This is a genomic window from Novosphingobium rhizosphaerae (genome assembly GCF_050920675.1).
Lineage (GTDB): Bacteria > Pseudomonadota > Alphaproteobacteria > Sphingomonadales > Sphingomonadaceae > Novosphingobium > Novosphingobium rhizosphaerae.
This window is the reverse complement of the sequence record NZ_CP137862.1, coordinates 383,596-409,905: the sequence shown is the minus strand read 5'-3', so window position 1 is coordinate 409,905 and position 26,310 is coordinate 383,596. Positions and strand designations below refer to the sequence as shown.

The window sequence follows — 26,310 nt, the reverse complement described above, 5'->3', positions numbered from 1 at the left end:
GTATAGGATCAACCCTATCAGCCCTGATCCGGCCGGCACCCAATGGCGGGTGCCCCTCGCGCCGGCCAAGGCTTCTTTCTTCCCATCGCGTGGCAACGAAGCCGCCCCGACCATCGCCTTCTGGCGTGTGTTGTGGCGGCCTTTTCGCGTTTGCTGCGTGGCATTGCAGGAGTTCGTGATCCATGGTTGCCACACCTCTCCAACGCCTCGTCGTGATCGGCAACGGCATGGCCGGGTGCCGCGCGGTGGAAGAAATCCTGGCGCGCGATCCGGCGGCCTACCAGATCACGATCTTCGGCGCCGAACCGCGGGTGAATTACAACCGGATCATGCTTTCGCCCGTGCTGGCCGGCGAAAAGACCTTTGAAGACATCGTGATCAACGATGCGGCCTGGTATGCCGACAACGGCATCACTCTGGTTGCGGGCGATCCGGTCGTGGCGATCGACCGCGCCGCACGCACCGTCACCGCCGCTTCGGGCCGGGTGGAGCCATATGACCGGCTGCTGCTGGCGACGGGTTCCGATCCGTTCATCATCCCTGTGCCGGGCGCAAGCCTGCCGGGCGTGGTCACTTTCCGCGATCTGGACGACGTGGACAAGATGCTGCGCGCCGCCGATGCCGGTGGCCAGGCCGTGGTCATCGGCGGCGGGCTGCTCGGGCTGGAAGCGGCCCATGGTCTCAGCTTGCGCGGCATGGGCGTGACGGTCATTCACCTGATGCCCACGCTGATGGAACGCCAGCTCGATGAAGCCGCCGGCTACCTGCTCAAGACCGAACTGGAACGGCGCGGGCAGACGATCCTGACCGGGGCGGACACGGCCGAAATCCTTGAACGGAATGGGCGGGTGGCCGGTGTGCGGCTGAAAGACGGGCGCGAGATTGCGGCCGATCTGGTGGTCATGGCCGTGGGCATCCGCCCGGCGACCGCGCTCGCCAAGTCCGCCGGGCTAGCGGTGGAACGCGGCATCGTGGTGGACGATCACATGGTCACCAGCGACCCCGCAATCCTGGCGGTGGGCGAATGCGTGCAGCATCGCGGCGCCTGCTATGGCCTGGTCGCGCCGCTGTGGGAGATGTGCCGCGCGGCGGCCGACATGGCCGTGGGCCGCCCCGGCGCGGGGTTTGCCGGATCGGTCACGTCCACCAAGCTCAAGGTTTCGGGTATCGACCTGTTTTCCGCCGGCGATTTTTCCGGCGGCGCCGATTGCGAAGACATCGTCGTGCGCGATGCCGCGCGCGGGCTCTACAAGCGCGTGGTGGTGCAGGCGGGCCGCGTGGTCGGCGCCGTGCTCTATAGTGATACCAGCGACGGCGCCTGGTATTTCGACCTGCTCAAGCGCGGGGCAGACATTGCCGACTTGCGTGACAAACTGATCTTCGGCCAGGCCCACGCCATGGGTGGTGGCGCGGCGGCCGATCCGCTCGCGGCCATGGCGGCCCTGCCCGACGATGCCGAGATCTGCGGCTGCAATGGCGTGTCCAAGGGCACGGTGGTTGCCACCATCACGGGCGGCGCATGCAGCCTCGATGCGGTGCGTTCGCAGTGCAAGGCCTCGGCTTCGTGCGGGTCGTGCACCGGGCTGGTGGAGCAACTGCTCGCGCTGACGCTGGGCGACGAGGTCCAGGCTGGCCCCAAGACCATGTGCAAGTGCACCACGTTTACCCATGCCGATGTGCGCCGCCTGATCGTAGAGCGCGAATTCAAGCTGATCCCGCAAGTCATGCAGGAATTGAACTGGAGCACGCCCGATGGCTGCGCCTCGTGCCGCCCGGCGCTCAACTATTACCTGCTCTGCGCATGGCCGGGGACCTATCAGGACGACCAGCAAAGCCGCTTCGTCAACGAGCGGCTCCACGCCAATATCCAGAAGGACGGCACCTATTCGGTGGTGCCGCGCATGTGGGGCGGGATGACCAATCCGGGCGAATTGCGCGCGATTGCCGATGCCACCGAAAAGTATGGCCGCATGGTCAAAGTCACGGGCGGGCAGCGGCTCGATATCTTTGGCGTGAAGAAGGAAGACCTGCCCAAGATCTGGGCCGATCTCAACGCTGCCGGCATGGTTTCGGGCCATGCCTATGGCAAGTCGTTGCGCACGGTGAAGACCTGCGTGGGCAGCGAATGGTGCCGCTTCGGCACGCAGGATTCCACCGGCCTTGGCATCAGGATCGAGCAGATGACCTGGGGCAGCTGGATGCCGCACAAGTTCAAGATCGCGGTCAGCGGCTGCCCGCGCAATTGCGCCGAAGCGACGATCAAGGATTTCGGCGTGGTCTGCGTGGACTCGGGCTATGAACTCCATGTCGGCGGCAACGGCGGCATCCATGTGCGCGCCACGGACCTGCTGTGCAAAGTCACCACCGAAGCCGAGGCGATGCAGGTCTGCGCCGCCTTCGTCCAGCTCTACCGCGAAGAGGCATGGTATCTCGAACGCACCGCGCCGTGGATCGAGCGCGTGGGCTTGGCGCATATCAAGGCCAGCCTGTTCGACGCGCCCGACGCGGTGGAGCGCTTGGCCGCGCGCTTTGCCTATTCGCAGAAATTCTCGCAGGACGATCCCTGGGCGCGCCGCGTGGGCGGCGAAGACGCCGAACTGCACCAGCACCTGGGCGAGTTCCGCCCCTTCCCCACCCCCGCACTTTTGGAGGCCGCAGAATGATCGGCGATTGGCTGGATATCGGACCGGTGGGCCAGATCAGCCCCGGCAACGCGCGCACCTTGCCGGTGCAGGGCGGCGAGGAAATCGCGATCTTCCACACGCTGGACAACCAGTTCTATGCCCTGGTCAACAAGTGCCCGCACAAGCATGGGCCGCTCAGCCAGGGCATCGTCCATGGCGCGGTGGTCACCTGCCCGCTGCACAGCTGGAACATCAGCCTGAAAACCGGGCAGGCGCTGGGCGACGACCAGGGCTGCGTGCCGACGATCCCCGTGCGCGTCGATGCCGGGCGGCTCTATCTGCTGCGCTCCGCCGTGGTGGGCGCGCAGGCGCCGGCGCACGCGGCATGAGCGACGATTTCCCCGTCGGCACCGTCTGGCTGGTTGGCGCCGGGCCGGGCGATCCCGAACTGCTCACGCGCAAGGCCGCGCGGCTGATCGGGGAGGCGAGCGTGGTATTCCACGATGCGCTGGTCGGTCCCGGTGTGCTCGATCTCATCAGCCCCGGCGCGCAGCTGGTCCATGTCGGCAAGCGTTCGGGCCGCCATTCCAAGGACCAGGCCAGCATCGACCGGCTGATCGTGGAGGCGGCGCTGGCGGGCGAACGCGTGGTGCGCCTCAAAGGCGGCGATCCGGCGATCTTTGGCCGCGTGGCCGAGGAACTGGACGCCTGCCGCGCCGCCGGGATCGACGCGCGCATCTGCCCCGGCGTGACGGCGGCGAGCGCAGCGGCGGCCAGCCTTGGCGCCTCGCTCACACTGCGCGGACTGGCGCGCAAGCTCACTTTCATCACCGCCCATGCCCGCGCGGGCGAAGCGCTCGACCTGGATTGGGCCGCATTGGCCGATCGCCAGGCAACCCTGGCAATCTACATGGGCAAGGCCGCCGCGCCCGAGGTGGCCGAGCAACTGATGGCGGCAGGGCTGCCCGGGGACACGCCGGTAGCCATGGTGGAAAACGCCAGCCTGCCGCAAGAGCGCGTTTTGCGCACCCGGCTCGATCTGCTGGGCCTGGCCGCCTGCAGCGGCTTGGGCGATGGGCCGGCGCTGTTGCTGATCGGCCAGGCGATGGCGCGGGCCGAGATCCGCGTTGGCCAGGTGGAAAACCCGAATAGCAGCAGACAACAAAACGTTAAGTTGGCAAGCCGCATGATCGTGCCCGCGATAACTGGCCGGCCGAGACCCGATGAGCGATTTTCAGAGCATCATTCTTGAAATGATTGCGCGTGGCGCTCCGCTGTGCGCCACGATCGTTCGGTTGTGCGAGGAAGTGGAAAGCCAGGCACCCGGCGTGGTCTGTTCGGTGTTGACCGTCGACAGCGGCGGCCGGCTGCGGCCCCTGGCCGCGCCCAGCCTGCCCGCATCGTTGCGCGCCGCGATCGATGGCGTGGCGATCGGGCCCAACGTGGGCGCATGCGGCACGGCCACCGCGCTGGGCGTGGAAGTGATGTCGACCGACATTGCCAACGATCCGGCTTGGGCCCAGTTTCGCGACCTGATGTTGCCGCTCGGCCTCAGGGCCTGCTGGTCGCGACCGATCTTTGCCGGGCAGGAACGGCCGGTAGGCGCCTTTGCCTTTTACTACCGCGAAATGCGCGGCCCTTCGGCCCTGGAGCGCGACTTGGTCGACCGCTGCATTGCACTGTGCGCCATTGCGCTCGATCGGCAGCGCCGGGTCGAAGAGCGCGATCGCCGGGCCAACACCGACGCCCTGACCGGGCTGGCCAATCGCGCAGCCTTCAACACCGCCCTGGCCGGGCTGGATTGCAGCCGGCCCGGCAACTGGGCGCTGTTCATGATCGATCTCGATGGGTTCAAGGCGATCAACGACACTTATGGCCACCAGGCCGGGGACGCGCTGCTGGTGGAAGTGGGGCAGCGCCTTGCCGGCGCGGCACTGCCCGATCCGGTCTATCGCATCGGTGGCGACGAATTTGCCGTGCTGATCACCGCCGATCACCACCTGCAAGCCATTGAGACCCTGGCCGAACGCATCCTGGAAACCTTGCGCCCGCCGGTCAGGCTGTCCGGGCATTTCCTGCGCCCGGGCGGCACCATGGGCATGGCCATCTTCTCGGCGGGCGACTGCACCCCCGAACGCGTGCAGCAGAACGCCGACTACGCGCTCTATCATGCCAAGGATATCGCGCGGGGTGGCTTCGTGCGGTATTGGCCGGGCATCGGCACGCGCATGACGCGGCGCATCACCGCAGTGCGCGAACTGGATGCCGCCCTGCGCGATGGGCGGCTGGAGGCGCACTACCAGCCAATCATCCACCTTGCCAGCGGCGAGGTCTGCGGCTTGGAAGCGCTGTGCCGCATTCGCATGGACCAGCGCATGGTCACGGCGGCCGAATTCCACGAAGCAACCAGCGACCCGCAGACCGCCTGCGCGCTGACCCTGGAAATGATCGACCAGGTGGCGCGCGATGCGCGATCCTGGCTTGACCAGGGCGTGCCGTTTTGCCGGGTGGGCATCAACGTGAGTTCGGCAGACCTGCACAGCGCGGGCTTTTTCAACGCGCTGGCCGGGCATTCGAACGGCAGCGCGTGCCGCTGTCGATGGTCATCCTGGAAGTGACCGAGGCGGTCTATATCGATGACGACAACGGCGTGATCCGCCGTTCCGTGGCGGCCTTGCGCGCCAAGGGCCTCAAAGTGGCGCTTGACGATTTCGGCACGGGCTTTGCCTCGTTGACGCACCTGATGTCGATACCGGTGGATTTCATCAAGATCGACAAGTCGTTCGTCGACCGCATCGTTTCGGATCGGCCGAGCCAGATCATCGTCGAAGGGGTGATCGACATTGCCGTCAAGCTGGGCATCCAGGTGGTGGCCGAAGGGATCGAGCATCAGGACCAGGCCGATACACTGGGCGCGATGGGCTGCCTGGCCGGCCAAGGCTATCTGTTTTCGCGCGCGGTGCCGGGCGAGGCGATTACCGGGTTGATCTGCCCCACCCGCAACCTGGGCGGGGCAGCCCAACGGGCTCAGAACGCGTAGTCGGCCTCCAGCCAGATCTTGCGCGCATCGCTGCCATAGCCGCGCGCGGTGTAATCGGCATATTTGGCCAGCAACCCCACCTTGTGCCACTTGAACCCGGCACTGGCATCCCATTCGCGGCCCAGCGGCAGATCGCCGGCGTCGGAATGGAAATCGTGCCAGGTCACCGTCGCGTTGAGGCCGGGCATGGCCTGGACGGCAAAAGTCTTGGCAAGGCCCGCATAGGCATCGCGCAGGCCGGCGGCGGGCGTCGTCAGGAACAGGTCCGCCCAGCCGTTGAACTTGTGCAGCGTGGCCATAGGGGTTTGCAGGGCGATGCCGTTGTCGCTGCCCAGCTTTTCATAGCCGGCGGTGGCGGTGAAGCCATGCGCGGAAAGGTCGGCCTGCCCTGCCAGGTAATCCGCATCGAACCGCCGGGGATTATCCGCCCACGGCTTTTGCCGGGCATAGCTGCCCGCCAGTGCCAGCTTCACCCCCTTGCCCAGCGGCAGCGCGGCCGTGGCGCGCAGCCCCCAGGTCTGCGTATCGGCGAGCGTCAGCGCCAGGGCGGGCACCTGCTCCGCCCGATCGTAATCGAGCAGATAGGCAAAGCCCTTCACGGCAAAGGGCCCGTGGTGCAACCCGGCCTGCAGGAACCAGAAGCGGCCGTCATAGGCGGTGCGGCCCTGCGCATCGGTGCCATAGAGCGTGCGCTGGCTCTTGGCATAAGACGCGTCGACCACGAGCGGACCCAGTGCCAGTTCCCCGCGCACCGCGTCGAACGTCTGCTCGTTCTGCCGCCAGGCCACCGCGCCGACCCAGCGCTGATCGTCCAGGTTGATCACCTGGCGCCCCACCGTCAGCCCCAGTGCCTTGGTGCGGTACTGGATCTGCAGGCGGTTCAATTCCACGTTGGCCGGATCGGCCACGACGGCATAGCCGGGTTTCGCGCGCGCCGGCACAAACGACAGGGCGTTGTAATTGCCCACGATCGGCAAGGTGCCTTCCATTTCAGCCAGCACCGCAAGATGCGAGGGTGCGTGGCGCAATTCCACTCCGCTGCGCAGCCGCAGCGTCACCGCATCGGCGCCCTTGGCCGGCGTATCGACATTTTCCCAACGCAACCGCGCATCGAGGATCGGATCGATCGTCAGTGTGTCGGACACCGGCACCGGATCACCCGTCGCGGCGCGGACCGGCTGTGCCAGGGCAAGCGGCGCGGCCAACAGCGCGGTTGCCAAGAGGCGATATGTCATCGGCATTTTCCTTCCTGAACCTGTTGGAACCGATGGCTGCCGCCGCCCCCCGCGCGTCTGCGCAAAACAAAAAAGCCGCCACGAGATGATCCCTGGAGGATCACATCGGGCGGCACCATTGCCACGCATTGTTACGAAGGGCCAGCGGCCCGGAAAGAACGCCCGCCATTGGGCGCCGACCAGCCGGCTCGAATGCCAGGCTAAGCGATTCGGGTGCAGCGCAGCAAGGACTTTTTACCGCTTAGGGCAGCGTCACCGTGGCCAGGCGATCTGCCTGGAACGAACCGAGCCACAACGTGTCATCCACCTGCACTGCGGCGGACAGGCCGCTGAAGCCGGGCTGCGGATGCCCATAGGCCACCGTGGCGATGCGCCCCGCGGCCAGGTCCACGGCCCCCACCACCCAGCCACGGTGGCACAGCATCGGATCGGCCACGCGCCCGGTCACGCGGCGCAATCCGCCGCAGGCCGGCTCGTCGAGCCGCATGCCGGCCGCCAGCAGGCGTCCCTCGCTCCAATGCACGTTATCGGGCATGAAATCGGGCGCAACGATGCGGCGCAGCGGGCGGCGGGTATTGGCGCGGTCGAACACGACGACCGCATGCCAGCCAAACGCGACGACATAGAAATGCCGCTGGTCGGGATCGACTTCCAGCCCGTTATTGCCCGGCAGCCGCGTGCCCGGCACTTCGCGAAAGGCCATGTCGCCCGGCCGCCATTGCCAGACGGCGCCGGTCGGTTTGCCGTTCATGAAATCGCCGATCGTGGTGCCTGGCGCGGTCAGCACCGTCGCCAGGACCGTGCCATCGGCAAAGCGCGCGACGGCGTTCGCCACCTGCCCGGCGGCATGGGCAGGCACCCGCGCCACGCCAGGCGTGGGCGCGGGGCCGCCAGGTCCACATCGAACACCTCGATCGACTCGCGCCCGCCGTGGTTCACCGCCAAGAGGCGCCATTTGCCGTCATCGAGGCGCGAAAGCGAAAGTCCGCGCGCGTTGAACAGCGCCGGATCGAGCGGGCCAGGACATTGCGGCCAGGCTGCGGCATCGCGCACGACTTGCTCGGCAGCACCAGTAAACCACAGCTCGGCCACGCGACGGCGGGTATCGACCAGCTTGAGCCCGGCACCCGGCGTAAACCCGCTGCTGACCAGAAACGGCGTATCGGCCAAGCGCAGCACATCCTCGGGCTTTTGCACGCCGCAGATATAGGCCAGTTCGCTATCGGCCGGGCAGGCCTGCGCGCGGGCCGGCAGCGGCGCCACAGCCAGCAGCACCATTGCCGCCAGGGCAGCCAGGATCGCGCGCATCAATCGCGCGGCCGGCCGCTGCGCCCCGGCTCCGCCGGTGCCGGCCCAAACAGCGCCATGTCGGCCCAATGCGGCCAGGCGATCACGCCAGGCTGCTCGCCCAGCAGGACCAGGCGCGGGCGCTTGGGATCGAGCGCCGGCCAGGGCCCGATCGGCGCGCTGGACGGCACACCGGTGCGGGCAAAGGCCAGCAATGCGCCGGCCATGGTATCTTCCAGCGCCTGGTCCACCGGCTGCCAGTCGCGCGTGTGACGAAACAGGTTGAGCGCATCGCGCGTGCGCAGCCAATAGGGCACGTCACCGGTGTGATAGGCGCCCACCGTGGCCGGATCGTGATCGGAAAAGACCACGCCCGGCGCATAGGGCTGGCGCCGCGCAAAGAGATAGGCATAGGCTGGCCGCGTGCCGAAACGGCGCTGCGCGGCGGCCCAATCCGCCATCTGCCGGCCGACCGTGGCATCGCGGGCAATGTCGGCTGCGGCCCGTGCGGGATCGGCACCGGCATAGGCGGCCAGGATCGCATCGGCGCGCGCGCCGAAGCGGTCTTTCACCACCGCCGCCAGGGCATCTGTCGTGGCGATCGGCCCCAGCGGGCGAAAGCTTTCGTCGCGGGTATAGCCGATCAGCACGGGCACATCGCTTTGCGCATGGGCGGCAAAGACCTCTTCCGCGCTGCCCGTGATCACCTGCCCGTCGCGCACGATGGCGCTGCGCGGCGTGGTGGCGGCCATGATCCGGTCACCCGGCATGGTGCGCATTTCCGCGATGGAGGCGGCGCCGAGTTCCTTTTGCAGGGCCAGGCCCTGCGCTTCCCCTTGCGCCAGCGGCGCGGGGCCGAGCATGCCGCCGAACGGGCTGCCGCTCATCGCCACGGCGCGCGCGAACAGGCCCCTGGCCAGCGGGCTGATCTGCAGGAGCGCCACCGACATCGCCCCGGCCGATTGGCCCACGATGGTCACATTGTCGGGATCGCCGCCAAAGCGGGCGATGTTGCGCTTCACCCATTGCAACGCGGCAATCTGGTCCATCAGGCCATAGTTGCCCGATCCATGCCCGCTTTGTGCGGACAGTTCGGGATGGGCGAGGAAACCCAGCGCCCCGACGCGATAGGCGATGTTGACCCGCACCACGCCTTCGCGGGCCATCGGCTCACCCGAATAGTTGGCCATCGAGGCCGAGCCGATGTTGAAACCGCCGCCATAGATCCACACCACGACCGGCGCCTTGCTGGTCTTGGGCGGCGCCCAGATATTGAGGTAGAGGCAGTCCTCGCTCGTCGCTTCGTTGCCGAAATAGTGGTTCTGCAGCGATCCGCGCAGCGGCTGGAGGCATTCGGGGGCGAAGCGATCGGCGTGCAGCGTGCCCGTCCAGGGCGTGACCGGCTGCGGCGGCTGCCAGCGCAGTTCACGCAGAGGCGGCGCGGCAAAGGGCACGCCCAGCCATGCCGCCACGCCCGAGGGCAATGTGGTCCCCTCGACCAGGCCGCCATCCACGGCAACCGGTTCGGCTTGCGCGGGAGCAGCCAGCCCCAGCGCAAGCGCGGCCAGAATCCGCCGGATCATTTGGCCTTGCCTGCCGGCGCCGGCACGTTGAGCACGCGGTGGAAGAAATCGAACGTGGCGTTGAGCGCCTGCATCGAGGCGGCATGGGTTTCGGCCGGGGTGCGGCCGATGAAGCTGTGGTCCACATGGGGAATGTAGATCGCCTGCACCGGTACCCCGGCGGCCTTGAGCGCGGCTTCGCCCAGGTGCGATTGCGCCACTGGCACGGTCTTGTCCTCGTCGCCATGGATCAGCAGGAACGGTGGGTCCTTGGCGTCGATATAGGCCACCGGGCTCACGCTGCGCAGCTTGTCGGCGCTGCACGGCCCCTCGCAGCCGAGCAGCCGGGTGCCGGCCGAATTGCCATCGGGCGTGGCGTTCATCCCGGCAAAGTCATAGACACCGTACCATGTCACCGCGCCCTGCACGCAACGGTCGGCGCCGGCAGCAGGATCGAGCGTGGTGTTGCCGCAAGTCAGCGCGGTCAGCGCCGTCAGGTGCCCGCCGGCCGAACCACCCCACAACGCCACGCGCGCGGGATCGATCGCATAGTCGCCCGCATGCTCGCGCAGGAAGCGCAGCGCGGCATTGGCATCCTGAAGCTGCGCCGGAAACTTCGCCTCGCCCGACAGGCGATATTCCAGGCTGGCCACGGTAAAGCCTTCGGCCGCGAGCGCGGCCAGCACCTTGGGCCAATTGGCAAAGGCGCCCGAATGCCGCGTGTGCCCGGCCATCCAGCCGCCGCCATGGATATAGACCACCAGCGGATGCGGTCCCTTGCCGGCCGGCACATAGATATCCAGCGCCTGCGGGCGATAGCCGGGCAACTGCTGATAGGTCACGTCGCGCCAGGCTTTGACCCCGCCGGGGAAGGCCACCGGCACTTGCGGGAAACGATCGGCCAGCACCGGCTTGGCCTCGGTGGGGAAATCGCGCGCGGGTGCTGCTTGGGCAGGGACGGCGAGCAGGGCGCCAAGGCCCAGCGCTGCTGCGGAAAGGCGGGCAAACATCAGGTCTCTCTCCATGGTCTTGTTATGCTTTTTGGGGGTGGCAGGGCCGCGCCGGCCCCGCCGGTCAATCGGGAAAATCGGGTTTGTGGCGAGCCTGGGCGGCCAGGCGGATCGGCGCGTTGACCGCGCCGTAGCCGGCATAGCCGCGCCGCTCGACCACTTCGAAAAACACCCGCCGGGCAAAGGCGCGGCTGTAGAATTGGAGGTATTCGGCCTCGCCATCGCGGTCATAGAGGATGTCGCGCGTCGCCATGGCGTCGATCAGGTCGGGCTCCAGTCCCCAGCGCGCTTCCAGATCGTCGAAATAGTTGCGCGGGATCGACAGGCGCGGCAGCCCCTGGGCGTGGGCCGCATCGGCCACGGCCATGATGTCGTCGGTGGCAAAGGCGATGTGCTGCACCCCCGCCCCGAAATAGTTCTGGATGAAGCGCGAAGTGAGCGATTGCGTGGCGAGCGAGCCGTTGAGCGTGAAACGCACCGAGCGATCCGCGTTTTCCACCGCCTGGCTCTGGATCAGGCCCATGGGATCGGCAATGTCGAGCTGCGGCGTCTTGGCCACGTCGAACAGCGCGACGTAGAACAGCAGCCAGCTGAGGAATTCCTCGTACTGCATGGTCTGCGCGACATGGTCGATCGCCAGGCGCGGGCCGGGCACCGGGTCTTCCAGGGGCGTGGGGAATTCGTGCGCCCACATCGCCGCGCGGGTGGCGGCGTCGACGAAGTAGATCAGGCTGCCCCCCACCCCGCGCACGCTGGGGATCGGCCATTCATCGGGCGCCAATGGCTGGTTGAAGCGGGGCACGCGCAGGAAATCGGCCCGCGCCAGCGCACCCGGCACATCGTCCACCGCCAGGCCCAGCGCACAGACCGAAGCGCCGTGGACCACGTCGAAGCTGTGGGCCAGCCCTTCGGGCTCGCAATTGATCACGATGTTGACGGGGTCGTCCACCCCTTGCGTCCCCACCCCCTGCGTCCAGCGCGTCACGTCCTTGCTGCGATGGCGCGCGGTGGGGCGAAAGCCCAGCGGGCGCAGCATGGTGGCAAGGTTTTCCGCTTCTTCATGGCTGGCGGCAAATTCGATGAATTCCACCCCAGCGGTCTTCACCCGTGGCGGCAACGCGGCAGCCGAAACCGAAGGCCGGGCAATCCCGCCCTCCAGCAGGCGCAGCGAACGATAGCCATCGAGCGCGACCCCGCTGGCGGAACCCGCGCGGAAACGGTCGTTGAAGATTTCCAGGCTCCAACAGCCCTGGTAGCCGATCTTGCGGATCGCGCCGGCCCAATCGTCCAGCGGAAAATCGCCCTGGCCCGGCATGCAGCGGAAATGGCGGCTCCACCCCAGGTGGTCCATGTCGAGCATGGGAGCATCGGCCACTTGCACGATGAACAGCTTTTCCGGCCGGATGTCGCCGATGCTGGACGAGGGAATCTGCCGCGAGAGCGAGTGAAACGAATCGAGCACCAAGCCAAGCGCGGGATGATCGGCATCGCGCACGATGCCCCAGGCCTCGCGATGGTCGTGCACATGGCGGCCCCAGGCCAGCGCTTCATAGCCCAGGCGCAAGCCGCGTGCGGCGGCGCGCTCGGCCGCTTCGGTGAGATCGGCAATCGTGCGCTCGCGGTTGCCGTCCGACAGCGGCGAGCAGCTGGAGCAGACCAGCAGCAGGTCGGTGCCAAGCTCCTGCATCACGTCGAACTTGCGTTCCAGGCGGTCGAACGCGCGGGCGCGCTGCGGCTCGGGCAAGCCGTCAAGATCGCGAAACGGCTGGAACATCGTGCAGGCCAGGCCCAGGTCGGCCATCATCGCGCCAATCTCGCGCGCGGAAAGATGCGTTGAGAGCAAGTCGTTCTCGAACACTTCTGCGCCGTCATAGCCGGCAGCAGCGATCGCCTGGAGCTTTGCATCGAGCGTGCCGGAGATCGACACGGTGGCGATGGATGTCTTGAATGCGGGATTGGTCATTGGCCGCCTGCCGATTGTTGCCTTTGGTTTCCTGCCCCGGCCATGGGCCTATCACGCCCCGATGCTTGACAAAAGCAAAAATGTTAGGGACTAGTTCGTTACATAAATAGCAGATGCAGAGGCGATGCTGGCCAAAGGCCGGGCCTTGCAACGAGGGACAGGTGCGGCAAGGAAGGATCATCGGCGCAACGGAAGCAGTGCCCGCAGCGATGCGGGACCGCAAACCTGCGCGCCGTCCTGCCCAGGAGAGACCCTTGCCCAAAGCCAGTTCCGACGCGCCAGATCCAAAGGCCAAACAGCCGCGCCGGTCGCACGCGGAAGCACGCGAAGCCGCGATCGCGCAGATCGTGGACATCGCCACGCAGGAATTCGTGGAAAAGGGCCTGGCCGGCGCGCGGATCGACGAGATCGCCGGCAAGGCCACCAAGCGCAAGATCTACTACTATTTCGAAGGCAAGGAAGAACTCTACCGCGCCGTGCTGGAACGCGCCTATCGCCAGGTTCGCGAGAGCGAGGCGCAGGTGGACATCGCCAGCGGCACCGCCGTGGAGGCGTTGCGCCGGCTGATCGAGCACGACGTGCATTACCATGCCCGCCATCCCGAACTGGTGCGCCTGGTGATGAACGAGAACATCCACCGCGCCCAGCATCTCAAGCAGATCGCCGCGCTGCCGAGCCGCAACCACAGCGTGATCGAGATCCTGGCGCAATTGATCGCGCGTGGCGAAGCCGAGGGCAGCTTTCGCCCGGGTATCGATCCGGTCGAGTTGCATCTCAACATGACCGCGCTGGCGTTCTACAACGTATCCAACCAGTTCACCTTTGCCCACAATTTCGGCGTGGACATGACCAGCGAAACAGCGCTGGCCCGCCGGGCAAGCCAGGTGGCAGACATCATCATCGCCTGGGTGACCCACAAGGATTGAGCGCGAACGGCGGCCGCAGCCCAGCGGCGCGCCGGCCAGCGCCTGTCCCATGGCACCCGGCGCATGCGGGAGAGAGACAGGCATGGCCACACCCATCAATGCAAGCGCCGGCAGCGGGCCGGCGCAATGGACCCGCACGGGCCTGGCCATCGTGGCCCTGTGCTTTGCCATCAACATGGCCGACGGCATCGACGTGACGATCCTGTCGTTCATCGCCCCCCGGCTCCAGGCCGACTGGGCGATCGGGGCCGATACCATGGGGCTGCTGTTCGGGGCGGGACTTGTCGGCATGGCGATCGGCGGCATGGGCATCGCCCCGCTGGCCGACCGGCTGGGGCGGCGGCGCATCATCCTGGCCGCGCTGGGGCTGATGTCGGCCGGCATGGTGGCGAGCGGCTTTGCCGGCTCGGTGCCGGTGCTCTATGCCCTGCGCGTGGTGGTGGGCATGGGCATCGGCACGGTGCTGGCCGCCATGGCCGCATTGGCCGCCGAGGCCGCCCCCGCCGCCCAGCGTAACCTGGCCGTGGGCATCGTCCAGGCAGGCTATCCGTTTGCCGCCGTATTCACCGCGCTCTTGACCGCGCACCTCCTGCCGATCTGGGGCTGGCATCGCCTGCTGCTGGCGGCCGGCGGCCTCACCGTGGTGCTGTTCCCCGCCGCCATGGCCATCCTGCCGCGTCAACACGAAGGCATGCCCGGCAGCGGCGCAGAGCCCGCCGGGCGCATCGGCGATCTGCTGTCCCCTGCGTTTCGCGCGCGCACGCTGGCGCTGTGGGCGGCGGTGTTCTGCGGCCTGATGGTGCTCTATTTCATCGTCAGCTGGATCACCAAGCTGTCGATCCAGGCGGGGCTTTCCGAAACCGACGGCATCTATGCCGGCGCGCTGTACAATTTCGGGGCCTTCGTGGGCACCGCCGGGATGAGCGTGCTGGCCGTGCGCGTACCGCTGGGGCGGCTGGTGCCGGCGATGTTGGTCGGCGCGGGCGTTGCCATGCTGGTGTTCGGTTCGGTGGCGATGCCAGTGGCCGCCACGCTGGCGCTCGCGTTTGCCATCGGCGTGCTGCTGCAGGGCGGATACAACGGCGTCTGGCCGCTGGCTGCCGGCGTCTATCCAGCGCGCATGCGCGCGACGGGCGTGGGCTGGGCGATCGGCCTGGGCCGTGCCGGCGCGGTGATCGGGCCGATGATGGGCGGCTGGCTGATGGCCGCCAAAGCCCCCCTTCCCGTGCTGTTTGCCGCCTATTGCGTGCCGTTGCTGGCCTGCGCCGCGGCCGCGTTTGCCGTCGACAGAATGTCTCGCGACGTTTCAGAATAATTTGACAGGAACTAGTTCGTAACATAAATGAGTCGTCGGAAGGCGAAACGGCAAACGTTCGCCAGGGAGGATGACCATGCGTTTGGAAGGCACCCGTCTTGTGCTGTCCGCGTCTGCGCTGAGCGTGGCCGTGGCCCTTGCAACCCCGGCTTTGGCGCAAACAGCGCCCCAGGCCGCCACCGCGCCCGATGCACCGCCGGCGGCCGCAGAAGCGGCGCAGCCTGACGTCAAGGAAATCGTGGTGACCGGCTCGCTGATCCAGCGGCCTAACAACACCGCGGTCAGCCCGATCGTGTCGGTCAGCACCGACGCGATCAAGGCCAGCGGCAACGTCAACCTGCAAGACGCGCTCAACCAGTTTCCCGGCTTCACCGCCTCCGGCAACTCGGGCACCGGCGGCCAGGGCACCGGCGGCCGCGCCTCGGTCAACCTGCATGGCCTGGGCCCCAACCGCAACCTGGTGCTGCTCGATGGCAAGCGCCTGCCCCTGTCCGACATTTCGGGCACGGTCGATACCAACATCATCCCCGAATCGATCATCGGCGGGGTTGACGTGATCACCGGTGGCGCATCGGCGGTCTATGGCTCGGACGCCATGTCGGGCGTGGTCAATTTCAAGACCTTGCGCAGCTTCAACGGCGTCAAAGCCGATGTCCAGAACACGCTGAGCGAAAAGGGCGACGCGTTCAAGTTTTCGGGCTCGATCGCGTTCGGCAGCAGCTTTGCCCAGGATCGCGGCCATGTCATCGCCGCGTTCAGCTACACCAAGCAGGACCCGATCAACGGCCGCGCGCGCAGCTTCTTTTCCGACAAGACGCCCTCGTCGTACATCGGCACCGGCACCTTCGTGCCCAACGCCACCAATGCGCCCAACGCCGCCGTCGTGCAGTCGATCTTCAACGGCTATGGCGTGACCAGCACGATCAACCCGTTGTTGAACCTGGGCTTCAACAACGATGGCTCGCTGTTCGTGCAGACCGGCGCCGTCAACTACAAGGGCCAGACCAACACCGGCGGCTATGCCATCGTCAATGGCAACGTGCGCATGCCGGTGGGCCAGCAGACCGATTTCATGAACGGGCTCAAGCGCAAGACCGCCTTCATCAAGGCGGACTATGACCTGACCCCCGACCTCACGCTTTATGGCCAGTTTCTGTTCGTGGACCTCAACGTCCACACCGCCAGCGGTGGCACGCTCACCCAGTTCGGCCAGCTCACCACCATTCCGGTGACCAACCCGTTCATCCCGCAGGACCTGCGCACGATCCTGGCCTCGCGCCCCAATCCCACTGCCAATTTCCTGTGGAACGGGCGCTATGTCGGCCTGCCGTACAAGAGCTGGGACGAAGACTATACCGTCCAGCAGTACATTGCCGGCCTGAAGGGCGATATCGCGCCGGGCTGGACGTTCGACATCTATGGGTCCTATGACCAGTCGGTGCACAACCAGACGATGCACAACGCCGTGGTCAAAAGCCGCGTGCAGACGCTGCTGAGCGCGGCCGATGGCGGCGCCTCGATCTGCCAGGGTGGGTTCAACCCGTTCGGCGATGCCAATGCCCGCTCGATTTCGGCCGCTTGCGCGGCCTATATCACCAAGGATGCGTTCAGCACCGAGCGCCTGGGCCAGACCCAGTTCCAGGGCCAGATCAACGGCAAGCTGTTCGACCTCGGCGCCGGCCCGGCGCAGATCGCCCTCGTCGCCGGCTATCGCAAGAACACCTACAGCTATCGTCCCGACAGCGATCTGCAGGCGCAGAACCTGGAAGCGATCACCGCCTCGCAACCCGCCTCGGGCCGTATCTCGGTCAAGGAACTGGCCGGGCAGATCGATATCCCGCTGGTGGCCGACAAGCCGTTCATGCGCGAACTGGGCATCGGCGCGGCGGCGCGCGTGTCCAACTATTCGACCACCGGCACGGTGACCAGCTATGAAGCCGATGCCCGCTGGCGCCCGACCGACACGATCATGCTGCGCGGCAGCTATCAACGCGCGGTGCGCGCGCCCAATATCGGCGAACTGTTCTCGCCGCAGCAGGGCACCCAGCTGGTGATCGGCACGCCGCCGGGCGCGCTGGGCGATCCGTGCGACGCGCGCTCCACGGCACGCACCGGCGCCAATGGCGCGCAAGTGGCGGCGCTCTGCGTGGCGCAGGGCGTGCCGCAGGCTGCGATCGGCAGCTATACCTTCCCGACCACGGCCACCGGCCAGCTGGTTTCGGGCAACCTGGCGCTGCGCCCCGAACATGCCGATACGTTCAACGCCGGCGTCGTGTTCAATGCGCCGCGCGGTAGTGGCTTGTTCGGCGATTTCTCGTTCTCGGTCGACTACTACAACATCTCGATCAAGAACGTGATTTCCACGGTGCCTGGCCTGACCGTGCTGTCGAAGTGCTACAACCTCGATGGCAGCAACCCGTCCTATGCCACCACCAACCCCTATTGCGCGCTGATCCAGCGTGACAGCAACGGCCAGCTGGTCAACGTCGTCACGCCTTATCTCAACCTCGGCTCGCTCAAGACCGATGGGGTTGAAGCGCAAGTGAACTGGGCCACGCCGGCGCCGTTCCTGGGCAACACCGGCAAGATCTACGCCAGCACCACGGTCGGCTGGCTCCATGCCTACAAGGTGCAACTGCTGCCCGGCGCGGCAGAGCTGGACTATACCAACATCAGCAACGGCGCCGCCGGCCCCAGCTCGGTTCCGCCGCGCGCCACGCCACGCTGGAAGGCGCTCACCACCCTGGGCTACCGCTCGGACAACATGGGGATCGGCGTGCGCTGGCGCTACCAGAGCGCGATGAACGATGCCACCTCGGTGCTGACGCCCAGTGCCGCCCAGGTGGGCGTGGCGGCCTACAACCTCTACGATGTCTTCGGCAACGTGAAGGTGGGCAAGATGTTCGAACTGCGCGGTGGCATCACCAACGTGCTCAATGCCAAGCTGCCCTACGTCGCCAGTTCGCAGAACGGCACCGACGTGGCGCTGTATGACCCGATCGGCCGCTCGTTCTATATCGGCGCGCGGGTCAGCTTCTGATCCACCCTGCCCCGGCGCTGCGCCTTCACAATCGCAGCGCCGGAGCCTTTTGATAAGACAAAGGTACTGATGATCCGCTCCGGGCTACTTGGTCGCGCCATCCTGGCATCCAGCTCACCGCGCCTGCATGAAGAGGAGGCGCAAGCACTGGGCCTGGAGCTGACGTACGAACTGTTCGATTTCACGCAGCGAGGCCTGGCTGACGAAGACCTGCCAACCCTGGTCGAAACCCTCAAGGACCAGGGCTTCGCCGGCTTCAACGTGACTTATCCGTTCAAGCAGGCGATCATGGCGCTGATGGACGAACTCGCGCCCAGTGCCCTGGCCGCCGGCGCGGTCAACACGGTGGCTATCCGCGACGGGCGCCTGATCGGGCACAACACCGACATGCCCGGCTTTCGCGAAAGCCTGCTCGCCGGACTTCCCGGTGCGGCGCTGGGGCACGTGATCCAGTTGGGTGCGGGGGGCGCGGGATCGGCCGTGGCCAATGCGCTGCTCTCGCTTGGCGTGGCGCGGCTGGAACTGGTCGATCCCGATGCCCCACGGGCTCAGGCCCTCGCCGCCGACCTCGCCCCGCGCTATCCCGCGGCGCAGATCGATGTGACGGCGCTGGCCGCGCTCGATACCACGCCGGCCGATGGCATCGTCAATGCAACGCCCATCGGCATGGCCAGCAAACCTGGCATGCCGATCCCGCCAGGCGCCGTGGCGGCGCATCACTGGCTGGCCGACATCATCTATTTCCCGCTGGAAACCGAGCTGCTTCGGGTCGCACGAAGCAAGGGTTGCCGCGCCATCAACGGCACCGGCATGGTGGTGGGCCAGGCCGCGCTGGCGTTCGAGATCATTACCGGCCACACGCCCGACGCCGCGCGCATGAAGCGCAGCCTCGGATAAGGGAAGCCCGCCGTGCCTTTGCCCTAGGCGGCGTGGGCCGCCCGGGCGCGCGCCAGGGCTTCTGTCAGCCGCTCGGTGGCAAATGGCTTGCGCAGCAGGATCGCGTCGGGCCCGGCCACCGCCTCGATCGCGGCCACGTCGGCAAAGCCGCTCATGAACACGATGGGCAAAGCCGGGTGCCGCTGCGCCAGATGGCGAGCCAGTTCGGCCCCCGTCATGCCGGGCATCGCGTAATCGACCAGCGCCACATCGGCCAGCGGCGTGCCAGCCGCCGCCGCTGCATCGAGCGCGGCCAGCGCAGCGCCGCCATCGGCCTTGGCATGAACCACGTGGCCTTCGCATTCCAGCGCGGCAGCCAGGGCACGGCGCAGATCGCCATCATCGTCAACCAGCAGGACGCGCAGCGCCGCCCGGCCCGGCGCCGCGGCCGGCGGCGGCGCGGCCACGTCCTCGGGCACGCGGGCGGTGCGGGGCAGGAACAGGCGCACCGTGGTCCCCTCGCCAGGCGCGCTTTCGATCCGCACCCCGCCGCCGATCTGGCGCATGCTGCCATAGATCTGCGCCAGGCCCAGCCCGGTGCCCTTGCCCACGGGCTTGGTGGTGAAGAACGGCTCCATGGCGCGGCGCAGCGTTTCCTCGTCCATGCCGGCGCCGGTATCGCTGACGCGCACTTCGACATAGGTGCCCTCGGCCAGGTCTCCGTCGGCATCGGCCACGTGGGTGGCCAGGGCAATGGTCAGTTGCCCACCGGCGGGCATCGCGTCGCGCCCGTTCACCGCCAGGTTGAGCAGGGCCATTTCCAGTTGCGTGGGATCGGCCAGCGCGGCCCAGTCGTCGCCCTCTGGCGGGTCGAGCCGGCATTCGAGCGCGATCAGCGGCCCGAGCGTGCGCGCCAGCATCGGACGCAGCCGCTCGATCACCTGTGCCGGATCAAGCGGGCCGGTCGACAGGCGCTGCGTGCGCGAAAAGGCCAGCAGTTGTGCGATCAGGTTGGCCGCGCGCTGGGCGGCCTGGCGCCCTTCGCCTGCCAGCCGCTCCACCCGCGCGGCATCGCCGCTGCGCCGCGTGATGAGGTCGAACGAGGCCAGGATCGCGCCAAGCACGTTGTTGAAATCGTGCGACAGGCCGGCGACAAGCTGGCCCATCGCTTCCATTTTCTGGCTCTGCACCAGGGCTTCCTGCGCAGCGCGCAACTCGCTGGTGCGTGCCTCCACCCGCGCTTCGAGCGTGGCGTTGAGCTCTTGCAGTTGCTGGGCAATGGCCGCCCGCTCGCTCACCAGGCGGGTGCGTTCGGCGATTTCCTCCATGAAGGCGATATCGTCGGGATGCCAATGACGCGGCGCCCGATCGTTGAGATAGACGATCGTGCGCAGCCGCCCCTCGCGCAGGAACGGCACGACCAGGATCGCGCGGGTATCAACCTGGCGCGCCGTGGCCACGCTGCGCGCATCAAGGCGCGGATCGGGCGCAAGCAGATCGCCCGCCACCACGGTTTCGCCGCGATTGAGCGCCGCCACCACCGCCACGCCGAAATCGGCGGTTGGCAGGCGGCCGAGCAGGGCCGGCACGGTGCCATCTGTCCAGCACACGTCGTAGTCGAACATGTCCTCGTCGGCCAGCAACTGGCCAAATCCGGTGCGATTGACCGCGAAATGCGCGCCCATGAGCGCGGCAATCTCGTGCAGCGCGGCGGCGGTTTCGTAATCGCGCAGCACGTCGGCAATTTTCAGGCGTAGCGCGATGCGCGCCTCGCGCCGGGCGATGCCGTGAAACATCCGTTCCAGCCAGGCAGCGCCCAGCGCGATCGTGAGGATCAGCAGCGTGATCGTGCCGATCGACACGGCCAGGAAAGTCTGGCCCACGCCGGTTTCCGCAGCGCCCGCCCCATGGGGGCGATGCATGACGAACACCGCCGCGTGCATGCCGGCGTAGTGCATCCCGGCAATCGCCAGCCCCATCAGGCCAGCAGCGCCCAGCCGCATGCCCGGCGTCTGGTCGCGCGCGGCAAACCACAGGGCGGCCGTGGCTGCAACGATGGCGATCACCACCGACAAAGCAAGCCACAGCGGATCATAATGCATGGTGCCATCCATGCGCATCGCCGCCATGCCCAGGTAATGCATGGCCACGACGCCCAGGCCCATCAGCAAACCCGCCGCCGCGATCCGCGGCAAGGACTGGTTGCGCCGATCGAGCGCGGCAAAGCCGGCGCCGGTAAAGGCAATCGCGATCGCCAGCGATAGCAGCGTGATGCCCGGATCATAGCGCATCGCCATGCCCGGCAGGCGGAAGGCCAGCATGGCCACGAAATGCATTGCCCAGATGCCCCCGCCCAGCGCCACCGATGCCGCTGCCAGCCACACCCGCCGCGCCCAGCCCTGCCCGGCACGCACCCGCCCGGCCAGGCTCAACGCCGTGAACGATGCAAACACCGCGATCAGAATGGAAAGAATGACCAGATTGGCCTCGTGCGTTCCGGTCATTGTCATGCCCCCTGCTCCCATAGAACGCAGGCGCGGGCAATGGGCCACAACAGGCAAGCCGGTATGCGCCGCGCACGGCAAGCACAACGCATTGGCCCCGGCAATGGTGCCCGACCAGGGACTAAGCCGTTGGCACCGTTGCCTGGGCGCGTTGTTGCAGGCGCTGATGAAGCGTGTGGGCCGCGCTCAGGTCTGCCGGCGGCACCGCCTGCTGGGCCAGGGCATGGGGCTTTGGCGGGCGCAGGTCGGTGGCGGGCAAGCCGTTCGGCAGGGCCAGCTGCCGTGCCAGCGCAGCGCGAACCGCGTCCTCGCCCCGCGCCAGGCGATCGTAATCGACGAAGCATTGCCGCGCCGCCACGCTCGCCGGCTGGTCGAGCAGGTGGCGGTAGACCTCGCACCACGTGCGCAGCCAATAGACCAGACTGTCGGGATCGCCCTGCGGCGGCGCTTGGCCAGGCAGGAGGAACGGTTGCTGGTGCGCCCCGAATTCATGATGGCCCAGCCAGCGCATGTAATGCCCGCGAAACGCATCGGCCTGCGCCAGCGCGCAGGCGCGGCGATGCTGCGCCAGCAGGCTGGCGGCCTGTTCGAGCGGCGCGCGGAACGGATGGACCAGCACGGCGCCGGGAATGCCGGCAAGACTGGGCAAGCGCAGGACATTGGCATTGTTCTTGGACAGATAGCGCCCGCCCTGCCCGTGGCGCGCGCGGGCCAGGCATACCAGCGCCATGAACTGGCCGAACGCGGCCATGGTCGGGGCATCGGGTTGGTGCGCGGCCAAGCCGTCGGCGGTGAGGTAATCGGGCCCGCACTGCATGCGCCAGAACACTTCCTCGATCGCCTCGGCACTGTCGAGATCGTGCTCCAGTCCGTCGCCATGGCCGCGCAGGGTGCGGGCCACGCCCCGGCGCCGGCGCGCCACCAGCCCGGCCCAGGTGTTGGGCGCCAAGGGAAAGGGCATGTCGGCATAATGCAGGCTGGCAAAGCGATCGGCTGCTTCGAGGCGCTGCATCAGCACGGTAGTGCCGGCCCGCGCCAGCGCGGTGACGAACACCGGCGGGCGCAACGCCAGTGCCCCGGCAGCGCGGCCGAACCGGGCGCGTTCCAGGTCAAAGCTCAATTCCAGCGCGGCGCGGCTGCCCAAGGCAATCCGGTGCAGCAGCCGATCAAGCGGGCGATAAGCGTCCGCGCCGGCTGCCGCCGTGGGCACGGCCGATGCGGCCAAGGACAAATCGGATGAGGGCAAGGCTGATTCCAAGGCAAAGAATGGCCGTGCGGGCCAGCGGGTCGAACAGGGCATTGAGGGTCGGCAGGCCGAGCCAGGGCCCCAGCGCCAGCGCCGCGGCCAGCGGCGCCGCCGCCAGCGCGAGCCCCGCGCCGGCCGCCAGCGAGCGCCCCATCAGCCGCATGGCCAGCAGGCGTGCGGCGCGCTCCTTCGAACAGTCCGACGCCCCGCGCCGCGCCATGATCCGCACCGATCGACGCCCGATCGCCCCCAATGCGGCAAAACGCCCCAGCACCCCCCAGCGCCGGGCGAGCATGACCGTGGCCAGCAAGGCCAGGGCCAGCAGCAGCGTGGCCGCCGCCATCATGGCTTGCGTCCCGCGCTGCCGCGTCCGGCCCGGCGCACCATGCGCAGCAAGCGCTTGACCGGATACCACACGAAAGCCATCAGCCCGAGGAGGATGGCCCCCACCACGCCCAGCGCGGTGGATGCCGCGCCCAGGCCCAGGCCGGGGCCGACGTAGGCCTGCGCCGGAACGGCCGTGGCTGCCAGTAACAGCGCGGCTGGGGCGGTCCCGGCCAAAAGGCACATCAGGGGTGCAAAGACGGTCATTCGCATCGGGCATTCTCCGCGGCTTGGATGCCGATCTTGTCGGCAAGGGGATCGATGTAACGGGTCCAGCGCAGCTCGAACCGGTTCCGGCCGGCGTCCGCGCTGATATAGCTCCAGCGCACGCTGCCATCGGGGGCGAGGCGCATGACGCGGCCCAGTTCGGTTTCCTCCACCATGGTATCGCCCCCCGGCAGCGGCGTGGCGCGGCCCTGGGCACGGGTGTGGATGTTCAGATCGCGGAACGTGGCAGCCAGCGGCGCGCTCACCGCGCCCGTGGCAAAGTCGTAGACCAGCATGCGGTTGGTGCCGTCGGGCTCGGCCTGCTCGGGCTGGTCCCAGGCAAAGCGCCAGTGGTTGTCGAACACCGAGATGCGGTGGTCATCGAGCACGCTGACATCGTGCTGGAACCGCCAGGGCAGGCCCCGGCTCCACAGCACCTGCCCGGTCGACGGGCGATAGAGCAACAGCAGCGAGAGATTGCGCAGACTGACCAGCAGATCGCCGTTGCGCCAATAAGGGCCATCGCCGGGCACGGGCTGGATATCGTTGAGATGGATCGGATCGTCGGAATAGGGACGCGCACGCCACAAATATCCCAGGTTGTTGGCGTCGAGCAGGTCGATCACCGAGATGCGCGCCAGGACTTTACCCTGTGCCGTCAGGTGCATGAGGCCTTCGTCGGCAAACTGCGGGCCAAGGCCCGGGCGCGCGGTGCGTGGGAGGCGATAGGCAGCCCACAAGGTGCCATCGCTCGCCCGCTCCAGCGAATGATGGAAAATCCCGTCGATCATCCATTCCGGCCGCCCGCAGGCATCGATGCGCGTGAGTGGCGAGGTATCGTGCACGATCAGCCCGCCATCGGACATCAGCAGCGGGTGCATCGGCATGAAACGACGGTTGGTCTTGTCGCGCGCCAGGTCCACCAGGGCAGAGTGAAATGTCGATTGCGCATGGATCGCGGCGATGTCGGGCGCATAGCGGCGCACCACCTGCCCATCGCGCAGGCGCAGCAGTTGCACCACCCAGCGCCCTTGCGCGGTGTCGAACACGGTGACCAGGATATAACCAGGGTCGACGAATCCCGGCCGGCGCCACAGCCCACCGGGCAGCGGTTCATAAGGCTGGCCGATCGACGGTCGATAGGGGAGCAGTTCGCCCACCGCCCGCCCCACGGTATCGGGAATGCTCGCCACCTGCACCGCCAGCGCGCCCAGGGCACCATGCTTGCGCGGGGCCAGCAGGACGAAGCCGAAGCCGAGCAATGCCAGCGCGCCGAGCGCCACCACCAGTCCCAGCGCCCAGAGCGGCACCGGACGGTTCATCAGCCGTTCCCACCGCGAGGGACGCGCCGGCTCGGACAAAGGCAGGACGGAGTCTGGGGGCAACACCGGCGAGTTCATGGCCGGAGCGTCTAGCCCGCAGTTGTATCACCCAATTTCGCCGCGATACGAACGCGAAACGTTTGCTGACGAACTGAAATGATCCACCCAAGCCGCGGTGGAAAACGAACATTTTTTCTATATTGATCAGTATATTAATCAAACCCACCAGACGATCTGATGCGGCGGTGGCGGCGGCGGGCCATACAACTTGTTACAAATTCATGAGGCCTTGCCGCGCTGGGCAGGGGCATCGCCGGCCTGGCCGCCAGCGCCGCCCCTGTCCGTGTTTCAAGCCGGCAAGCTGACGGCGTTGATGATGTGCGCCTGGGTATATTCCAGCAGGCCCGCCTCACCCAGTTCGCCGCCCAGGCCGGATTGCTTGACCCCGCGGAACGGTATCGTCGGGTCGATCGCCAGGTGCTGGTTGACCCACACCGTCCCGGTGTCGATCCGCCGCGCCACATCCATCGCGCGGGCCACGTCCTTGCCCCAGACCGTGCCGCCCAGCCCATAGTCGCTGTCGTTGGCGCGCGCGATCACGTCGTCCACGTCGGAAAACTTGAGCACGGGCAGCACCGGGCCGAACTGTTCCTCGCGCACCAGCGGCGCATCGTCGTCCAGGTCTGCCACGATGGTCGGCGCGATGAAGTAACCCGCCGATCGAGCGGCGCGCCGCCGGCCAGCACCGTCCCGCGCTCTCGCGCGTCGGCCAGCAGGGCAGATACCTTTTCGAACTGCATCTTGTTCTGCACCGGGCCGATCGTCACACCCTGGCGGGTGCCTTCGTCCACCACGGCTTCCTTGGCCAGGCGGGCGATTTCTTCCACGAATTCGTCATAGACGGTTTCGTGGACATAGGCGCGCTTGATCGCCACGCAGACCTGGCCTGCGTTGACCATCGCGCCTTGATAGACCTTTTCGGCGGCCAGCTTGGCCGGCATGTCGTCCAGCACGATGGCCGCGTCGTTGCCACCCAGTTCCAGCGTCACGCGCTTCACGCTGCCCGAGGCCGAAGCCATGACTTTCTTGCCGGTGACGGTCGATCCGGTGAACGCCACCTTGGCCACATCGGGGTGGGTGGAAAGCGCAGCGCCCAGATCGTTGACGTCGGCGATGATGTTGACGACCCCAGCCGGCAGGATCGACGCGATCACTTCGCCCAGCAGCAGGGTGGTGAGCGGCGTGGTCGGCGCGGGCTTGGCCACCATGGTGTTGCCCGCCAGAAGGCACGGGCCCAGCTTGTTGGCCAGCAGCACCACCGGGAAATTCCACGGCGTGATCGCCGCGCACACGCCCAGCGGGGTGCGATGCTCGATCACGGTATTGCCGCCCTCTTCGCGCAGGACCTTGTCGGTGATGCGCATGCCGGCAAAGGCCTTGAGCACGAAAACCGTGCCATAGATTTCGTTGCGCGCCTGGTCGAGCGGCTTGCCCTGCTCGGCGGTGAGCAACTGGGCAAACTCCTCGATCCGCGCCATCACCGCGTCGGCCAACTGGTCGATCAGCGCGGCGCGATCGTCCTGGCTGCGCGCGGCCCAGGCGGGGAACGCCCGCTTGGCGGCGGCCACGGCCGCATCCAGCTGGGCCTGGTCGGCGCGCGGAGCCTGGGTCAGCACGGCTTCGGTGGCGGGGTTGATCACGTCGAACGTGGCCGCGCCCGGCACCAATTGACCGTCGATCAACAGGCTGAATTGCTTGTCCATGTCAAA

General features: G+C 67.4%; 18 protein-coding genes and 2 pseudogenes. 8 read left to right on the top strand and 12 right to left on the bottom strand.

What is annotated here, in order from left to right; all coding sequences use genetic code 11:
- Nucleotides 1-182: 182 nt before the first annotated feature.
- From nirB to R9J51_RS21705, 4 genes and pseudogenes are all read left to right on the top strand, one after another.
- Complete coding sequence (gene nirB, locus R9J51_RS21720; RefSeq protein WP_179562391.1) at nucleotides 183-2,663, top strand: nitrite reductase large subunit NirB; 2,481 nt, start codon at nucleotides 183-185, stop codon at nucleotides 2,661-2,663.
- Nucleotides 2,660-3,013 (top strand): nitrite reductase small subunit NirD, encoded by a 354-nt coding sequence (gene nirD, locus R9J51_RS21715; RefSeq protein WP_179562393.1) that lies wholly within the window; start codon nucleotides 2,660-2,662, stop codon nucleotides 3,011-3,013. The genes nirB and nirD overlap by 4 nt, the downstream gene beginning before the upstream one ends.
- A complete protein-coding gene (gene cobA, locus R9J51_RS21710) occupies nucleotides 3,010-3,876 on the top strand; it encodes a uroporphyrinogen-III C-methyltransferase (RefSeq protein WP_179562395.1) in 867 nt (288 codons plus the stop codon). The genes nirD and cobA overlap by 4 nt, the downstream gene beginning before the upstream one ends.
- Nucleotides 3,848-5,664 (top strand): annotated as a pseudogene (locus tag R9J51_RS21705) (putative bifunctional diguanylate cyclase/phosphodiesterase). The gene cobA and the pseudogene R9J51_RS21705 overlap by 29 nt, the downstream one beginning before the upstream one ends.
- Here R9J51_RS21705 and R9J51_RS21700 read toward each other — a convergent pair.
- From R9J51_RS21700 to R9J51_RS21675, 6 genes are all read right to left on the bottom strand, one after another.
- On the bottom strand, nucleotides 5,652-6,899 hold the full coding sequence (locus R9J51_RS21700) for an alginate export family protein (RefSeq protein WP_179562397.1): 1,248 nt from the start codon (nucleotides 6,897-6,899) through the stop codon (nucleotides 5,652-5,654). The pseudogene R9J51_RS21705 and the gene R9J51_RS21700 overlap by 13 nt on opposite strands.
- Before the next feature lie 241 nt (nucleotides 6,900-7,140).
- The gene (locus tag R9J51_RS21695; protein WP_432788020.1) at nucleotides 7,141-7,734 is read right to left on the bottom strand and encodes a hypothetical protein; all 594 of its coding nucleotides are present in this window, start codon (nucleotides 7,732-7,734) and stop codon (nucleotides 7,141-7,143) included.
- Nucleotides 7,680-8,207 (bottom strand): hypothetical protein, encoded by a 528-nt coding sequence (locus R9J51_RS21690; protein ID WP_432788019.1) that lies wholly within the window; start codon nucleotides 8,205-8,207, stop codon nucleotides 7,680-7,682. Before R9J51_RS21690 ends, R9J51_RS21695 begins: the two co-directional genes overlap by 55 nt.
- The gene (locus R9J51_RS21685; RefSeq protein WP_179562401.1) at nucleotides 8,207-9,769 is read right to left on the bottom strand and encodes a carboxylesterase family protein; all 1,563 of its coding nucleotides are present in this window, start codon (nucleotides 9,767-9,769) and stop codon (nucleotides 8,207-8,209) included. Before R9J51_RS21685 ends, R9J51_RS21690 begins: the two co-directional genes overlap by 1 nt.
- A complete protein-coding gene (locus R9J51_RS21680) occupies nucleotides 9,766-10,758 on the bottom strand; it encodes an alpha/beta hydrolase (RefSeq protein WP_169475365.1) in 993 nt (330 codons plus the stop codon). Before R9J51_RS21680 ends, R9J51_RS21685 begins: the two co-directional genes overlap by 4 nt.
- Nucleotides 10,759-10,822: 64 nt before the next feature.
- Nucleotides 10,823-12,721, bottom strand: a complete 1,899-nt coding sequence (locus R9J51_RS21675) for a sugar phosphate isomerase/epimerase and 4-hydroxyphenylpyruvate domain-containing protein (RefSeq protein WP_179562403.1) — start codon at nucleotides 12,719-12,721, stop codon at nucleotides 10,823-10,825.
- A 254-nt stretch (nucleotides 12,722-12,975) separates the two neighbouring features.
- Between R9J51_RS21675 and R9J51_RS21670 the strand changes: the two genes are divergently transcribed.
- The 4 genes from R9J51_RS21670 (at nucleotide 12,976) to R9J51_RS21655 (ending at nucleotide 18,899) form a co-directional block, all read left to right on the top strand.
- Nucleotides 12,976-13,647, top strand: coding sequence for a TetR/AcrR family transcriptional regulator (locus R9J51_RS21670; protein ID WP_432788018.1), 672 nt, complete (start codon nucleotides 12,976-12,978; stop codon nucleotides 13,645-13,647).
- A gap of 82 nt (nucleotides 13,648-13,729) precedes the next feature.
- Nucleotides 13,730-14,962: an MFS transporter gene (locus tag R9J51_RS21665; RefSeq protein ID WP_168557045.1), complete on the top strand. Its 1,233-nt coding sequence runs from the start codon at nucleotides 13,730-13,732 to the stop codon at nucleotides 14,960-14,962.
- Nucleotides 14,963-15,038: 76 nt separating this feature from the next.
- Entirely contained in the window at nucleotides 15,039-18,002 is a 2,964-nt protein-coding gene (locus R9J51_RS21660; RefSeq protein WP_432788017.1) for a TonB-dependent receptor domain-containing protein, read from the top strand.
- A 69-nt stretch (nucleotides 18,003-18,071) separates the two neighbouring features.
- On the top strand, nucleotides 18,072-18,899 hold the full coding sequence (locus tag R9J51_RS21655; RefSeq protein ID WP_179562408.1) for a shikimate dehydrogenase: 828 nt from the start codon (nucleotides 18,072-18,074) through the stop codon (nucleotides 18,897-18,899).
- A gap of 23 nt (nucleotides 18,900-18,922) precedes the next feature.
- On the opposite strand, the gene R9J51_RS21650 is transcribed toward R9J51_RS21655, so the two are convergent.
- The 6 genes and pseudogenes from R9J51_RS21650 to R9J51_RS21625 form a co-directional block, all read right to left on the bottom strand.
- Nucleotides 18,923-21,388 carry an MHYT domain-containing protein gene (locus tag R9J51_RS21650; RefSeq protein ID WP_179562410.1) on the bottom strand — a complete coding sequence of 822 codons (2,466 nt, stop codon included), beginning with the start codon at nucleotides 21,386-21,388 and terminating at the stop codon, nucleotides 18,923-18,925.
- Nucleotides 21,389-21,503: 115 nt separating this feature from the next.
- Nucleotides 21,504-22,607: a sulfotransferase gene (locus R9J51_RS21645; RefSeq protein WP_218847443.1), complete on the bottom strand. Its 1,104-nt coding sequence runs from the start codon at nucleotides 22,605-22,607 to the stop codon at nucleotides 21,504-21,506.
- Nucleotides 22,549-22,974 carry a hypothetical protein gene (locus tag R9J51_RS21640; RefSeq protein WP_179562414.1) on the bottom strand — a complete coding sequence of 142 codons (426 nt, stop codon included), beginning with the start codon at nucleotides 22,972-22,974 and terminating at the stop codon, nucleotides 22,549-22,551. Before R9J51_RS21640 ends, R9J51_RS21645 begins: the two co-directional genes overlap by 59 nt.
- Nucleotides 22,971-23,219, bottom strand: a complete 249-nt coding sequence (locus tag R9J51_RS21635; protein WP_218847444.1) for a hypothetical protein — start codon at nucleotides 23,217-23,219, stop codon at nucleotides 22,971-22,973. The genes R9J51_RS21640 and R9J51_RS21635 overlap by 4 nt, the downstream gene beginning before the upstream one ends.
- Nucleotides 23,216-24,541: an arylsulfotransferase family protein gene (locus R9J51_RS21630; protein WP_179562418.1), complete on the bottom strand. Its 1,326-nt coding sequence runs from the start codon at nucleotides 24,539-24,541 to the stop codon at nucleotides 23,216-23,218. The genes R9J51_RS21635 and R9J51_RS21630 overlap by 4 nt, the downstream gene beginning before the upstream one ends.
- Before the next feature lie 348 nt (nucleotides 24,542-24,889).
- Nucleotides 24,890-26,304: pseudogene (locus tag R9J51_RS21625) on the bottom strand (aldehyde dehydrogenase family protein).
- Between the last annotated feature and the right edge of the window lie 6 nt (nucleotides 26,305-26,310).

Excerpts from the sequence above, each read along its gene's own strand:
- nirB (WP_179562391.1), top strand. The coding sequence starts at position 183 with ATGGTTGCCACACCTCTCCAACGCCTCGTCGTGATCGGCAACGGCATG.
- nirD (WP_179562393.1), top strand. The coding sequence starts at position 2,660 with ATGATCGGCGATTGGCTGGATATCGGACCGGTGGGCCAGATCAGCCCC.
- cobA (WP_179562395.1), top strand. The coding sequence starts at position 3,010 with ATGAGCGACGATTTCCCCGTCGGCACCGTCTGGCTGGTTGGCGCCGGG.
- R9J51_RS21700 (WP_179562397.1), bottom strand. The coding sequence starts at position 6,899 with ATGACATATCGCCTCTTGGCAACCGCGCTGTTGGCCGCGCCGCTTGCC.
- R9J51_RS21690 (WP_432788019.1), bottom strand. The coding sequence starts at position 8,207 with ATGCGCGCGATCCTGGCTGCCCTGGCGGCAATGGTGCTGCTGGCTGTG.
- R9J51_RS21685 (WP_179562401.1), bottom strand. The coding sequence starts at position 9,769 with ATGATCCGGCGGATTCTGGCCGCGCTTGCGCTGGGGCTGGCTGCTCCC.
- R9J51_RS21680 (WP_169475365.1), bottom strand. The coding sequence starts at position 10,758 with ATGTTTGCCCGCCTTTCCGCAGCAGCGCTGGGCCTTGGCGCCCTGCTC.
- R9J51_RS21675 (WP_179562403.1), bottom strand. The coding sequence starts at position 12,721 with ATGACCAATCCCGCATTCAAGACATCCATCGCCACCGTGTCGATCTCC.
- R9J51_RS21665 (WP_168557045.1), top strand. The coding sequence starts at position 13,730 with ATGGCCACACCCATCAATGCAAGCGCCGGCAGCGGGCCGGCGCAATGG.
- R9J51_RS21660 (WP_432788017.1), top strand. The coding sequence starts at position 15,039 with ATGCGTTTGGAAGGCACCCGTCTTGTGCTGTCCGCGTCTGCGCTGAGC.
- R9J51_RS21655 (WP_179562408.1), top strand. The coding sequence starts at position 18,072 with ATGATCCGCTCCGGGCTACTTGGTCGCGCCATCCTGGCATCCAGCTCA.
- R9J51_RS21650 (WP_179562410.1), bottom strand. The coding sequence starts at position 21,388 with ATGACAATGACCGGAACGCACGAGGCCAATCTGGTCATTCTTTCCATT.
- R9J51_RS21640 (WP_179562414.1), bottom strand. The coding sequence starts at position 22,974 with ATGATGGCGGCGGCCACGCTGCTGCTGGCCCTGGCCTTGCTGGCCACG.
- R9J51_RS21635 (WP_218847444.1), bottom strand. The coding sequence starts at position 23,219 with ATGACCGTCTTTGCACCCCTGATGTGCCTTTTGGCCGGGACCGCCCCA.
- R9J51_RS21630 (WP_179562418.1), bottom strand. The coding sequence starts at position 24,541 with ATGAACCGTCCGGTGCCGCTCTGGGCGCTGGGACTGGTGGTGGCGCTC.